This window comes from Rhodanobacter sp. UC4451_H18, assembly GCF_052978225.1.
In genome coordinates, this window is sequence record NZ_CM129663.1 from 1,740,570 (window position 1) to 1,753,679 (window position 13,110).

A 13,110-nucleotide genomic window follows, 5' to 3' on the forward strand; every position below is an offset into this window, starting at 1 on the left:
TGTTCTCGGGCGGAAAAGACATCGGCGCGACAATGCTCAGGCCGGGCCGGCGGGTTTCACCGGCTTGCGGGTCCGCTTGCGCCTGGCACCACCCGCCACCGTGGACTTGGCCGCGCCGGCCGTGGGCGCGGCGGACAACGTGTGCGTGGTCGTGCCGGGCGTGGCCTTGGTCGAGGCACGCAGCAACTCGCACAGGCTGTCGAAGCGGCAGCAGCATTCGTCGTAGCCGCCGTTGTCGCCGCTGACGCCAAGCACCGCGTGGTGATGCCATCCGCGCGGCGGCAGCGCGGCGGGCGCCGTACCCGTCATCGGCCAGTCGAGCTGGCCGTTGCCGGCCACCCGCGCGGGAATCAGCCAGTAGTCGCCGGTGGCATACAACCCGCCCGGTTCGAAGCTGACCTGGATGCCGTCCTCCAGCGCGATCGGCGCGCCTTCGGCCACGGCCAGCACACCTTGCGCATTCACCGCCTCGCGCTGGTCCCAGCGGCGCAGCAGCGGATGCCGGCGCGGGTCGTCGTCCAGCGGCCACGGCGTGGTGTTCTTCGGCACGTTCAGGGTGACGCTGCAGCTTGCCAGGTCGATCGCGATCACCTGCAGCAGCGGATACGCGCGCTGCCCCAGCGTGTAGCGGTCGTCGACCAGTTCCACCCAGTCGTTCGCCGCCAGCCCGAGCCGGGCATCGCGACCGAGCCGGGCCAGCGTCACCGTGAGCGGCGCACTGCCGTCATCGGCCGCCGCGCCGAGGTCGCTGCGCATGACCGGAAACACCACCGAGCCGTTCTCGCGCGACCACTTGAAGCTGGCCGTGCCGGCCGGCCCACCCTGATGGATCTCGACCCGGTACAGCTGGTTCTCGCAGCCGCGGTAGCGCGCGTCGGCGGCGATCACGCAGGGATCGTCGTCGGACTCCTGCGGAGCCAGCTCCGCGCGCAATCGCGGCAACGCGTACGCCGCACGCGCGCCGAGCAGCTGGCGCAGCAACGCGCAGGGCGAGGCGTTGGTCTGGTTGCCGCCGTCGAGACCCTTGCGCAACTGCGCAACCTCGGCGAGCTGCTGCTTGATCGCAGCGGCGTCGGCAGAACTGCCGGCGGCCTGCTGGCGCGTCTTCAGTGCCGCGGTGACGTCGTCGAGCTGCTGCTGCGCCCGCGGCTGGTCGAGCAGGCGCAGCTGCCATACCACCTGCGCGCGCGAGGCGGTGTCGACGCCGTCCAGCGCCACGTCGGCGATGCGCGGCGCTTCCACCGCGCACAGGTGCCGCTCCCACACGTCCAGCCACAGCGCGAAACCCGCCGGCGGATTCTCGAAACCGCTCTTGCCGTCGGCCACACCATAGTCGGGGGTCGGCGCGTTCGGTTGCTGCGCCAGCGTGCACGCGGCCTCGTTCACGCACAGGATGCCGTCGACGTAGAAATGCCCCGGCGCCAGCTGCCAGTCGGTCAGCGGCAACGGCTTGCTGCTGCCATCGGCGTTGGTGGTGCTGCCGGTGATGGCGAAGCCGCCGCCTGCCGCCCAGCACGGGCCGACCAGGTCGCGCACCAGGCTGCGCAGCAGGTGCAGCTGGATGTGCGCCTGTTCGTTCCAGTCCGCCTCCAGCAGCACGCGTCCCTGCTGCTGGAACACCTGGCTGTAGTGCAGGGTCGGGTCGAAGCTGACGCGTGCGAAGTCGCCTTTCATGGTCGATCTCCTAACTCGCAAAGAGGATGCCGGCGTCCGTGCCCGCCGGAACGTATTCGGTCAGCCGCGCCGCGAGGTTCGCCTCGCGCTGCGGTTCGTACAGGTCGTGGTAGGCGCCCATTGCCGAACGGTCGGACGCGCCGCGGCGGATCTCCGCGCAGCAGCCGTCGGCCAGGCGCAGGTAGTGCGGCGTGCCGTAGCGCCGGCTGCGGAACTGCGGCACCACGCGCAGCCGTTCGTGCTCGCGCTGCTCCGGCGCCACCGCGGCCAGCGCCAGGTCGGGCTGGCAATGGAAGCGATGCGGCGTGCGCGAACCGTCCGCCACGTGGCAGAAGCGCACGCAGCCGTGCTGCCGACGCAGCACGCGCAGCGGACTGGCGAAGATCGAGTCCTCGGCCAGCGCGATGCCATGCGCCTGCACTTCGCCGATCACCGTGCAGCGGCGGAAGCTGGCCTCGACGTACGCCACCGCCTCGTCCGGCGCACCCAGCGCCACACGCTCCATGCCGGTGGCGTCGAGGATGCTGTCGCACAGTTCCAGCGGCGGCGGCTCGCCGCGGCGCTCGGGGCTGATCACCATGATCGCGCCGAGGATGCTGTGCTCGACACGCAGCGCCGCGCGCGTGCCATCGAGCGTGACGCTGGGCTCGCCCGGGCGCTTCGGGTCGCAGTCGCAGTGCAGCGCCCAGCCCGGCACCAGCGTGCAGTGGCGGATCAGCAGCTCGCACAGGTCGTCGTCTGCGGCGGCCTCGTCGCCCGGCCCGTGCACCTCGATGCCGCGGCCCACGATCAGCAAGCCGTCCAGCAGCACGCGGCTGCCGGCGCGGCCGCTGACGCTGAGCGCGTCCGGCTGGCTGGCACGCACGTCGAGCAGGCGCAGCACCGACCGCGTGCGCTCGGCGGCGCGCAGCTGGATCGCCTCGCCCGCATCGAGCTGCAGGTCGATGCTGCCCTCGTACACGCCACTTTCGGCCAGCTCGATCACCAGTGTGCGCAACGCCGGCGTGGCCGCCTTGGCCTGCACCCAGGCCGCCAGTGCGTCGGCGATGCTGCCGAAGTGGCCGGCCGGCCAGTTGCCGCTCGCCGCGCGATCCGGCAAGGCGGCATGCACCACGTAGCGGGTGGCGCCTTCCAGCTCCGACGTGAGCCGCGCGTATTCGCCGCCGCCGAGGTCGGCGGCGAAGCCGTACTGGTAGCTCACCCATACGCCGCGCTTCGGCCGCTGGTTGGCCGGGAACATCAGGCGGCCGCGCTCGGGGTCGACTGCCACGCGCCCGCGCTTGACCTGCCCGCGCCAGCCGGACAGATCCGCCGGCACCAGCAGCTCGCGCGGCACCGGCACTCCCTGCCCCTTCGCCGGCCAGTCCGGCGCCCACACCTGCACGCTGCGGCCGTCACCGTAGAACTCGTCCGCCACGCTGGCGTAGTCGGCCAGCGGCCCGCGCTCGGCGAAACGCCAGCGGCGCAGCGGCAGCGGCAGGTTGCGCTCGTCGGCGATGTGGGTGGGTTCGGCTTCCGCGACCGGGCGCTGGAACAACGGCGTGTCGTTGCCGAGCACGCTGAAGCTGAAGCACTGCGGGCCGCGTTCCTCGATGCAGTACGCCGGCGTGCAGCTCACCGGGTAGCTGCGCAGGCGGCAGGCGAACACGCCGACCGCCGGGATGTTGTGGCGGCCGCGCCGATGCACGCCGCCCATGCGCCGCACATCGACGCTGTGCGCGAACGGATCGAACGCGCCGTTCGCCCAGCCGAGTCGTTGCAGCCGCCCCGGATCGCGCAGGTCGGCCGTGCCGCCGCGCTGCGGATGTTGATGATCGAGGTGCTGCATCCAGCCGAGCCGGCGGTAGAACTCCACCGCGCGCGCCGGCCAGCCGGCCGCGTCGCGGGACAGGTCTTCCAGCAGCGACAGCGTGCCCTTGCGCCGGCGCGCGTCGATCGTGTTGGCCACGTCGGCGCGCGGCGCCAGCACGCGGCCGAGGCTGGCGTCGCGGCGCCCGTCCTCGCCCAGCGTGGCCGCTTCGGGCAACAAGCTGTAACCGAGCAGGTCGCCGATATACGGCACCACCCAGTCGTCGCAGGTCTCGATGAACCAGTTGTCGTACAGCCGGGCGATGTCCTGCTCGAGCACATCGGCCTGGCTGGCCAGCACGCGCAGGAAGTCGCGCAGCGGCCAGCCCTGCTCCGCATCGCGCATGCGATAGACCACCGGCAGCAGGTCGTACAGCCGATCCGGGCGCGCAGTCATGGCGTGGCCTCCTGCAGCAGCAAGGTGTCGGGGACGTTCGGCGGCAGGTAGGCGAGCTGCGCCGGGCGCAGCGTGCCGGTGTCGTCGTAGCGGGCGGGCAGCACCGGCACGCGCGGCTGCACCGTCGTGGCGGTCGCGGCGGTGACGTGGGTCATCAACGCGGCGCCATCGCCCTGCTTGCCGTTGTCGCCGGCGCCGAAGCCGGCCAGCAGGGTCGCCTCGTCGAGGCTGCCGAACGCGTCCACGTCGACCCAGGCCACACCGCGCACCGCCTGCATGCAGGCAACCAGCTCGCTGAGATAGACGGCCTGCGCCAGCGCGCGCCGCTCGAAGCCGAACGCATCGAGCAGCGCCGCGCGCACGGCCGGCTCGACCGATTCCCATGCGAAGTCCGGCAACAGCCCCACCTTCGCGCTCACGGTCAGCGCCAGCAGCTCGCGCACGTCCAGGCGCACGGGCAGCGACGGATCGCCGTAGCGCTGCAGTGCCTGCAGCAGGTTGCGGTAGAGGTCGGAGCTCGGGTCGATCGGCGCATCGGCGGCACCGGCGATGGTCACCTGCACCCGGTGGCCGAGCTTGACCGCCGCCGCCTTGCCGACGCCGCCGAACGTGCGCGCGAAGTCGGCGTAATCCGGCACCGAGACCAGCCGGTCCAGCGCCAGCACTGCCAGCGGCACGTTGCGGCGCGCCTGGTCGCGTGTCTCCGCGTCGGCGCCGCCGGAAGCGCGCAACGGGTTGATCACGTCCTTGACGCCGAGCGGCCGGGTCGCCAGCAGGCTGACCTGCTGCGCGCGCACGTTGCCCGGCGTGCCGATGCCGTTGCGGTAGGTGGCGACGATGTTCTCGATGCCGGTGGGCAACCGCGCGCCGTGCGTGCCGTCGCCGAACTGCACGGTGGTCTTGCCGCCGTCGTCGATGGCGGTGACGAAGTGGCGCTCGGCCGCGCCGGCGAAGGCGAGGTTGCGCGTCTCGTGCCACTGCATGCCGTTGACGCGCAGCGTGAGCGTGCTCTGCACGCCGTCGACGGTGGCGGCGGAAACGTACGTCAGCGGCGACTGCTTCAGCACGAAGGCCTGCATCGACAACGCGCCATTGCCGCTGCCGAGCACCTCGTTGCGCGTCTCGCCATGGGTGGCGCGCACCACGTTGGCGCGCACCGTCACGCTGTCGCGCACGTAGCTGTATGCCAGGCCCTGGTTGGCGAACACCAGGGTGCTGTGCACGGTGTCGCCAGGCAGGTCCGCATCCGTGCCCTGCTCCACCGCGGCCAGCATCACCAGCTCGGCGGCGGTCACCGCATCGGTACCCGGCACGTCGCTGCGCCGGCCCTCGACGATCACCCAGCGGCCGGCCTTGAGGCCATCCACCGCGCCATCGAGAGTGAGCCGGGTGGCGCTGTCGCCGGTGCTGCGCGGGCTGCCGTCGGCGACGAGCGCGCCGACCTCGTCGCCGATCACCAGCTCGGCCAGCGGCAACGACTCGCTTTGTGCGTGGACCTGCGTGGCACGCAGGGTCGACATGCTCGGCGCCTGCCACACGGACGTATCCGCATCCGGCTTGACCAATTCGATCCCGGTGGTCTTGCCGCTGATGCCGTAGGCACTGCGCGGATGCACCTGTACGCGCCTGGCCTGCGCGACGACCGGCGGCCCGTAGCGCCCCGACTGGATCAGCAGGAAGCTGCCCGCCTGCACGCCGTCGTAGGCGTTGTCGAGCTGCACGAGGTCGTCCTCCTCGCCGCCGTCCGCGATGGCATCCCAGTCGCCGTCGGGCCTGGAGACGTAGGGCACGGTGCCCTTGGTGGCGGGGTCGTCATTCAGTCCCAGCCCCATGATGCGCGGCGCGTTGTAGCCGAACAGCGGCGCGGCCAGGCGCAGCGCGTACACGCCGTTCAGGGTCGGCGAAGGCTCGCCCTGCGGCACGCTGGCCCAGGCACGGTAGAAGGTGTCGTGCAGCTGCGGCGCGAATTTCAGCAGCAGTTGCGGCCGCGCATCGCTGGCCTTGCCGAGTGCCGCGGCGACGCTGCGTTGCAGGCGCAAGCTGTTGGCCGGCTGCAGCGTGGCTGGCCGCGTCAACGCGCCGAACAGCGCACCGAAGCCGCCCGCCGGCGGCGGGCTGACGGCGCCGTCGCCGCCAAACGCCTTCACCACGGCCAGCAGGAACGCCTGCGCCGGGGCCGGGCCACCGGCAAGATTACCCACCTCCAGGCCGAAGCTCCCCAGCAGACGGTTGACGCTGCCGGCGTCGCCGCCGCCGAGCAGCAAGCCGCGGTAGAGCCTTTCGATCCGGTCGCGCAATGGCGTTCCGCCGGACAACGCGGCGATCGCCACTTTCGCCGCCGCGACGATCAGCCCCTGCAATGCGCCGAACGGCTGCAGCAGCAGCCTGCTGCGCCCGCTCCGCGGCTGCACCTCGATCGACTGCACCTGACGAACCACCGGCACGCCGTCGGGCAGTTCGCCGAACACGAACAGCAGCCGATCGTTCGGCTTCAGGCCGGTGGCCGTGCTGGCCACCCACAGCGCGTCGAGCGTGGCGACGTTGTCCAGCGTGATGTCCTGCGGCCGCGTCAGCCGCGGCCTGAGCGCGTTCCATTCGTAGCGCGCATCCAGCGGCTCGGCGGTCTCGAAGGTCTGCATCTGCTCGCCGGGCGCGGGCACCGACTGCGCGCGCGCGCCGGCAGGGATGGTCACCGGCGGCGAATCCTTTTCCACCGTATAGGCGAGGTACACGCTGGCGGCCACGCCCGGGCGCAGCCGGTAGTCCACCAGGCGCGCCAGTTCCAGCACCGAACGGCGCTCGGTAGCGGTGCGCAGGTAGGCCTCGTTGGCGATGCGCTCGGTGTAGAAGCTCAGCACGTCGGCGCCCACCGCCCAGGCGTCGAGCAGGGCCATCGCCGGATCGTCCGCTTCGCGCGTGCGCAGTCCGGCCAATGCCGGCAGCGCCGCGTCGCTGAGAGCGGCCTGCATGGTGGCGCGGAAATCGGCGTAGCGGCCGACGCGGTAATCCAGCGCCGCCAGCCCCGGCCGGTTGGCCAGCGGCAACGGCGTGCCGGCGATCGCGCCGCAACCGCAGGCGCAGGCGTGCTTGCCACAGGCGCTGCAACAGCTCATCGGCCACCTCCCAGCGTGAAGCGGATGCTGCCGTGATCGGGATGGTCCGGGTCGTTGTCGACGCGCGCGATGTCGCGCGCGGCCAGGTGCAGCACGCCGTCGGCGGGCACGCCGTCGGCCGGGTCGTCGGCGCGCACCAGGCACGACACTTCGACGTGGGCCACGCCGGTGATCGCCTGCGCCTCGGCCAGCAGCGCGCTGACGAACACCGGCGCACCCAGCTTCAGCCGGTCCGGATGGAAGAAACCGGGCGTACCGTCGCGGCGCAGGCCGGCGCCGAAGCGGTCGCGCAGCTCGGCCTCGACATGGGCGACGAGAAAGTCCGGCCGCACGCAGACGTTCAGCGCGATGCGCAGCGGCACGTAGCCGGCGGCATGCACCTCGACGTCGTGGCCGATGCGGCGGTAGCGCTCCAGTTGCGCCCTGATCCGCCGCGCCAGGCCCTCCGGCAGGTCTTCGCGGCCCAGTGGATCGACCGCCACGTCGGCGGCGTACCAGCTGCCGCTCCATTCCAGCGCGGCGGCGGCGCCCTGCAGCTCCGGCGCGCGCGCGGCGAACCTCGCGTAGTCGTCGGCGACGATCGCGCGCAGCGGCTTCGCGCGGAACGCGCCGGGCGCATACAGCTTCACCTCGGCCAGGCTTTCCGGCGCGGTGCCGCCGCTGGCCGGCAGCGGATTGCGCGGCACCAGGTCGGCCGACAACACGCCCGACTTCAGCGCCAGCCACACGATGCTGTCGCGCCCGACGTTGCCGGCCGGGCCGTTGCCGATGCGCGAGGCGGCGCGGAAGAAGTCGCCGGCCTGCGGCTGCGCGCCGAGCACGCCGTCGCCGAAGCGCAGGTGCGCGGCGCCGTCGTCGTCGATCTCGACCACGAAATGGCGATCGTCCGGGCCGCTTTCCAGCAGGTTGTAGCGCGGCTGCCAGCGCCAGCGCGGGTCGGGCGTACCGGCCACCAGCACGTCGGCCAGCGCGCCGCCGTGCACGGCGAGCTGCGGCAGCGCCTGGCGTGGGTCGCGCGCCAGCAGCCGACACACCGGCGCGTGTGGCGGCAGCGGCTCGGCCCAGGTCAGCGGCACGTCCGGCAGCACGTGGCCGGTGGCGGACGGCGGACGGCGCACGTCCGGCACCGCGCCGTCGCAACGGCAGCAGCCGTACTGCGTGTCGCCCGGCACCAGCCAGCAATCCTCGGCCAGCGTGCCGCAGCGCGCGCAGGCATCCGGCATCGCGGCGAGCGCGGCGGCGAGGCCGGGGTAGTCGCCATCGCTGCCGCTCGGCGTGCAGATGGCGCTGGAGGTGCACTGCCCGCGCACGTGTTCGCCGTGGTCGACCAGCAGCACGTTGCCGCGCGCGAGGCTGACGTCGTGCAGCCACGCGCAGTCGGGCGAGGGCGTGCGCACCGACAGGCACAGGTCGAACGGCAGCGCGTCGCAGGGGTCCCACGCCACCTCCAGCAGCAGCGTGCCGTCCAGCGGATCGACGGACGTCTGGACGGCCGTGAGGCGAACCGCATGGCGATGTGCGGGATCGGCATCGGCCGGATTGCCGGTCTGCGGGCCCAGCACTTCCTCGAAGATCAGCAGGTCGCCGACAGCCAGTTTCAGCGCGCGCGCCGGCGCGCTTGCGGTATCCGTTGCCGCCAACAGCACGGCGGGCGCCTCCGGCGCCGGCGGCGGCGTGTCGACCAGGGTGGCGCGCGTGCTGCCGCGCGGCAGGCAGCACAGCTCGTCGCCCCAGGTGTGCAGGCGGATCGCGCTGTGCGCGGCGACCACGTCGAAGCGGGTCATGCCATCCAGCGGCATCGGCTCGTAGATCAGCGCGCCCGCCGCCCGCGCCGCCGCGAGCTGGTCCGCGTCGATGATGCCGGGTGGCGGCTGCGTCGGCCCCGACGGCGGCACCAGCAACAGCAGGTTGGCGAGGTCCAGACTCAGGTCGTTGCTCGAGGCCAGCGTGACGAAGGCGCGCGCGTTGCAGCCCTCGTGCATGCGGTAATCCACCAGCCGCGCATGCCGGCGCACCGAGATGCGCTTGCGCGCGGTGCCGAGGTAGGCCTCGGTGGCGACCGCGTCCTGGTAGTAGCTGAGCTGGTCGGCGGTATACGCCAGCGCCTCCACCAGCGCGATGCCGATGTCCGGCACGTGGCGCTCCTGCCATGCCGGCATGTCCAGCGCGAGGCGATCGAGGAACAGCTGGCGGAAGCTGGCGTAGTCCTTCGCCAGGTAGTTGATTTCCGGCGCAGGCGACGGTGGCCGCACGCATGGCGCCTCGTCGGCGCAGTCCAGCGTCTTCGCGCAGTCGAGGCGGAAGTGCAGCGTGGCGCAGGCGTAGCGCGGATCGAAGCCGGGATACGCGCGCCAGCTCGCCGGATCGTTGCCGGAGGTCGCCTCCACCAGGCACAGGCAATACGCGGTGTGGTCGCCTTCGCGATCCAGCAGCACGCGCAGGCAGGCATCGTCATGCCGCTCCGGCTCCAGCTCGGGATTCACGCCGAGCACGCGCAGGCCGGTGATGCGCTCGCCGCCGCTGATGCGCACGTTCGCCACGCCCAGCCCCTGCGGGATGTCGCCGAACAGGTGCACGCACAGACTGGTGCCGTCATCGCCGACCTCGACGTAGTCGATGCCGTTGAGCGTGCCGGCCCGGCGCAGCTTGTCGCGCCGCGCGGGCACGCTGCAGGCCGGCAGCGGCGCGCAGCCGATGGTGCCGAGGCTCGCCGTTTCGTGCGCGGTGTTCATGGCAGGCTCCGCACGAAGCTGTCGCTGCGCGTGTCGCCGCTGGCGCGCACGGTGTAGCTGAGGTCGACGCGCAAGCTGGCGTCCTCGCTGCTCACTTCCAGGCCGCCCACCTCGATCACGTCGCCCAGCCAGCGCTGCAGCGCCGCCTGCAGGGTGAACTGCAGCGCGGCGGCCAGTTCCGGGCTGTTCGGCGCGAACACCAGCTGCAGCAGGCCGCTGCCGAAGTCGGGGCGGTTCACCCGCTCGCCGGGGCTGGTGAACAGCAGCTGCTCGATCAGGTCGCGCACGTGCTCGTCGTCGCCGGTCTCCGCGGTGCGGCCGCGCGGATCGAAATGGAACGGGTAGTCGATGTTCATGGCGTCCTCACATCGCGGTGACGCGCGTCTGGCTGGCGACGATCGCCAGCGGCGTGCCGGTCGGCGCGCAGATCGCCTGGCTGTCGATGAGCAGCAGCGGCTGGCCGTTGGAAGTGACACGGATGGCGGCGGTGACGAACTGCGCGCTGACGCACGGCCCGTTCGCGGCCGTGGGCGGCGGCAGCGTGCAGCCGGCGACCAGCCACGGCGCGGCAATCGTCACCGTGGGCTGGCCGCTCACGCTGACGCGCGGATTCGGTGCGGTGGCCTGCGCCTGGCCGCCGTGCGCACACAGCACGCTGGCACCGACATGGATGAGGAAGCCCGGCATCGCATGCCTCCTAGGTGACCACCAGCGCGCCGTTGTTCACCGTCACCGTCGGCCCCGCGAGCACGATGGTGGCGCCCTGGCCGTTGGAGATCGTGATGCCGACCTCGTTGACCATGATCATCGCGCCGGTGACGCTCTTGATCAGGATGCCGCCGGCCGGCCCCGGCACGTCGCTGATCGCGATGGTGTTCTGCAGCCCCGATTGCAGCACCACGCTGGGGCTGGCCGGGTTGCCCGCCAGCGCCAGCGCCGGCACTTCCGCCGCGCTGCCCCAGAAGCCGCCGACCCAGATCGGGTAATCCGGATCGCCCTGCTCGAACTCGATCCACACGCCGGCACCGATCTGCGGCACCACGTACACGCCGCTCTGCTTGCCGGCGATCGGCACGCACGGCATTGCCCAGCTCGACGGGATCAGCCCGGACACGTCCGGCACCATCACCTGGAGGCGCCCGCGCTGCTCCGGGTCCACGTTCTGGACCACCGTGCCGCGGTACTTGCCGAAGAACTTGTTCATGGCGGCACCAGCGGCACGGTGGAGAGCAGGCCCTTGCGCGACAGCTGGAAGCTCTGCCGGTACTCGCCGCGCTTGATCGTGTGGCGCACCTGGCTGACGTAGTGCAGGCCGTCGAACGCGGGCCCCACGCCGCGCACGCCGACCAGCTGGCGCGGCTTCAGCACGCGGCCGTAGCGCACCACGTCGAGGCTGCCGCGGCCGGTGACGGTATCGGCCGACTTCGCCGCCTCGGCCATGCCCAGCAGCAGCGCGCGCTGCGGCGAATACTTGGCGGTCTCGGGCAAGGGGCGGAACTGCTGCGGCGGCGGATCGAGCAGGCCCAGCGGCGGATTCAGCGGACCGATGTCCGGAATCGGCAGCGGCAGCGGCAGCTTGGTCTGCTCGTTCTGGATGTAGACCACCGGCAGCTGGCGCGCGTTGCCGTCGTAGCTGAAGCTGAGCTCGTCGACGTTGCTGGCCGCGTCCATGTCCGCGTTCAGCGCCGGCTGTGGCACGCCTACCTTGATCTTCGGCCCCCAGTACGCGGTGCTCGTGCCGGGCAGCGGACCGGGATCGAGATAGAACACGTAGCCGACGCGCTCGGCCAGCAGGCGGATGTATTCCAGGTCGTTGCCTTGCTGGGTGGGAATGCGCTGGGTCGGGATCGGCACGTCGATGGCGATGCTCGGGATCACCAGCGGCACGATGCCGAGGAAGGCGTACTTAGCCAGCAGCAGCGCCACGATGGCCTCGGCCGGCATCGCCGGGTACGGCACCCCGGGCAGGCCGGAGAACTCGAGTTTGGTCATCACCGTGGTGAGGTCGTCGCCGGTGACCTGCAGCGTGGTGTGGCGCTGGTCGGCGCCGGGCAGCACTTCGGTGCGGGTCACCACGCCGTCGATCAGCACCTGCGGCATGCCGTTCACCGTGGCTACCACGATCACCCGCAGCAGCGGCACCACGCCGCCGCCGGAGAGCAGGAACAGCGTGTGCAGCGGCGAGCGCACGCTCAACGTGAACTGCAAAGTGAACGCGCCCGCGCCCTCGTCCGGCGCATTCACCTCGACCTGGGTGAGCGCATCCAGCACGAGCTGCGGCACCGGCACCGGCACCACCGGGCCGACCAGCAAGGTCAGGTGCACGCCCTCAAGCACTTGGCACCCCCGGGATGCCCTCGGGCAAGGTGATGCGCAGCTTCCGGCCAATCGTGTCGGTCAGCTCCTGCGGCCGCAGCGCGCGGTTCGCGTCGCACAGGCGCCAGAACTGCTCGGGATCGCCCAGGTACTGCGCCGCGATGTTGTCCAGCCGCTCGCCCTGCACCACGCGGTGCCACTGCAACAGCGCGAAGTTCTCCGGCGCCGGCACGAAGCGGCGCTTCAGGTAGGTCACCATGCTGCCGTCGGCGCGCACCAGGCTGGTGGTAGGGGTCAGCGCGTAGCGGCTGGTGGGCGGGAAGTTCGAGGTCATGGGCATCTCCGTGGCGGCGTGTCGATCGCTGCGCTGGCGTCAGGCGTACACCGCCTCGCCGCGATCCTTGCGCGAGCGCAGTTCGGCCAGCATCTGCTGCTCGCTCTCGTCGGCCGCCCAGGCGGGCCGCAACTGGAAATGCGGCTGGTCGACGATGGTCTTCCAGTTTCCGCCCCACTCCAGGCCCAGATCCATGCCCAGCGCGCCGACGGCCTTGTACTTGGGGGAGTCCGGCAGGTAGCGGTTGCCCTCGAACACGCCAACGTCGAACGCGATGCCGAAGTTGTGGTTGGAGTAGCCGGCGCGGGCGTTGGTCACCTTGTTGCCGGGCGCCGTGCGCCCCTGCGCATACAGCGCCGCCTGCTCCTCGTAGCTGCGCAGGCCGCTGATCACGCGAATGGTGATGCCGGCGGCCGCGGCCTTCTGCACCAGGGCGCGCGCGATCGGGCGCACTGGCGGCAGCAGCGTGGCGATCACGTTCTCGCTGCGATCATCCACCGGCGAAACGGCTTCGGCCGGCTTCATCTGATCGATCTTCTTGTCCACCAGCCGCGCGTAGATCGCACCCCAGGTCTGCGGGCCGGCCTTGCCGTCCACCTCCACGCCGAGGGCCTGCTGGACGGCGGCAATCATTTCCTCGATACGCATGTCGCTCTCCGTTTCGTGCGATGCCCGGCTTTCACGGGCGCAAATACG

The 13,110-nt window shown here is 71.7% G+C and carries 10 protein-coding genes; all 10 read right to left on the reverse strand.

Annotated elements, in window-relative coordinates:
* Positions 1-36: 36 nt before the first annotated feature.
* The 10 genes from ACVCMG_RS08000 to ACVCMG_RS08045 are packed head-to-tail and all read right to left on the reverse strand — an operon-like array spanning position 37 to position 13,062.
* The gene (locus ACVCMG_RS08000) at positions 37-1,674 is read right to left on the reverse strand and encodes a DUF6519 domain-containing protein (protein ID WP_447115324.1); all 1,638 of its coding nucleotides are present in this window, start codon (positions 1,672-1,674) and stop codon (positions 37-39) included.
* A gap of 10 nt (positions 1,675-1,684) precedes the next feature.
* A complete protein-coding gene (locus tag ACVCMG_RS08005) occupies positions 1,685-3,919 on the reverse strand; it encodes a hypothetical protein (protein ID WP_447115325.1) in 2,235 nt (744 codons plus the stop codon).
* Entirely contained in the window at positions 3,916-7,032 is a 3,117-nt protein-coding gene (locus ACVCMG_RS08010; RefSeq protein WP_447115326.1) for a putative baseplate assembly protein, read from the reverse strand. The genes ACVCMG_RS08005 and ACVCMG_RS08010 overlap by 4 nt, the downstream gene beginning before the upstream one ends.
* Entirely contained in the window at positions 7,029-9,764 is a 2,736-nt protein-coding gene (locus ACVCMG_RS08015) for a putative baseplate assembly protein (protein WP_447115327.1), read from the reverse strand. Before ACVCMG_RS08015 ends, ACVCMG_RS08010 begins: the two co-directional genes overlap by 4 nt.
* Positions 9,761-10,120, reverse strand: coding sequence for a GPW/gp25 family protein (locus tag ACVCMG_RS08020; protein WP_447115328.1), 360 nt, complete (start codon positions 10,118-10,120; stop codon positions 9,761-9,763). The genes ACVCMG_RS08015 and ACVCMG_RS08020 overlap by 4 nt, the downstream gene beginning before the upstream one ends.
* Positions 10,121-10,127: 7 nt before the next feature.
* A complete protein-coding gene (locus ACVCMG_RS08025) occupies positions 10,128-10,451 on the reverse strand; it encodes a hypothetical protein (RefSeq protein WP_447115329.1) in 324 nt (107 codons plus the stop codon).
* 10 nt (positions 10,452-10,461) lie between these two features.
* Positions 10,462-10,968, reverse strand: a complete 507-nt coding sequence (locus ACVCMG_RS08030; protein WP_447115330.1) for a phage baseplate assembly protein V — start codon at positions 10,966-10,968, stop codon at positions 10,462-10,464.
* Positions 10,965-12,101 carry a hypothetical protein gene (locus ACVCMG_RS08035; RefSeq protein ID WP_447115331.1) on the reverse strand — a complete coding sequence of 379 codons (1,137 nt, stop codon included), beginning with the start codon at positions 12,099-12,101 and terminating at the stop codon, positions 10,965-10,967. The genes ACVCMG_RS08030 and ACVCMG_RS08035 overlap by 4 nt, the downstream gene beginning before the upstream one ends.
* Positions 12,094-12,414, reverse strand: a complete 321-nt coding sequence (locus ACVCMG_RS08040) for a LysM peptidoglycan-binding domain-containing protein (RefSeq protein WP_318159792.1) — start codon at positions 12,412-12,414, stop codon at positions 12,094-12,096. Before ACVCMG_RS08040 ends, ACVCMG_RS08035 begins: the two co-directional genes overlap by 8 nt.
* 39 nt (positions 12,415-12,453) lie before the next feature.
* Positions 12,454-13,062, reverse strand: coding sequence for a M15 family metallopeptidase (locus tag ACVCMG_RS08045; protein ID WP_447115332.1), 609 nt, complete (start codon positions 13,060-13,062; stop codon positions 12,454-12,456).
* Positions 13,063-13,110 lie beyond the last annotated feature (48 nt).

What these genes read in the sequence shown, in the direction of transcription:
- ACVCMG_RS08010 (WP_447115326.1), bottom strand. Translation starts at nt 7,032, where the DNA reads ATGAGCTGTTGCAGCGCCTGTGGCAAGCACGCCTGCGCCTGCGGTTGC.
- ACVCMG_RS08030 (WP_447115330.1), bottom strand. Translation starts at nt 10,968, where the DNA reads ATGAACAAGTTCTTCGGCAAGTACCGCGGCACGGTGGTCCAGAACGTG.
- ACVCMG_RS08025 (WP_447115329.1), bottom strand. Translation starts at nt 10,451, where the DNA reads ATGCCGGGCTTCCTCATCCATGTCGGTGCCAGCGTGCTGTGTGCGCAC.
- ACVCMG_RS08040 (WP_318159792.1), bottom strand. Translation starts at nt 12,414, where the DNA reads ATGACCTCGAACTTCCCGCCCACCAGCCGCTACGCGCTGACCCCTACC.
- ACVCMG_RS08005 (WP_447115325.1), bottom strand. Translation starts at nt 3,919, where the DNA reads ATGACTGCGCGCCCGGATCGGCTGTACGACCTGCTGCCGGTGGTCTAT.
- ACVCMG_RS08045 (WP_447115332.1), bottom strand. Translation starts at nt 13,062, where the DNA reads ATGCGTATCGAGGAAATGATTGCCGCCGTCCAGCAGGCCCTCGGCGTG.
- ACVCMG_RS08015 (WP_447115327.1), bottom strand. Translation starts at nt 9,764, where the DNA reads ATGAACACCGCGCACGAAACGGCGAGCCTCGGCACCATCGGCTGCGCG.
- ACVCMG_RS08020 (WP_447115328.1), bottom strand. Translation starts at nt 10,120, where the DNA reads ATGAACATCGACTACCCGTTCCATTTCGATCCGCGCGGCCGCACCGCG.
- ACVCMG_RS08000 (WP_447115324.1), bottom strand. Translation starts at nt 1,674, where the DNA reads ATGAAAGGCGACTTCGCACGCGTCAGCTTCGACCCGACCCTGCACTAC.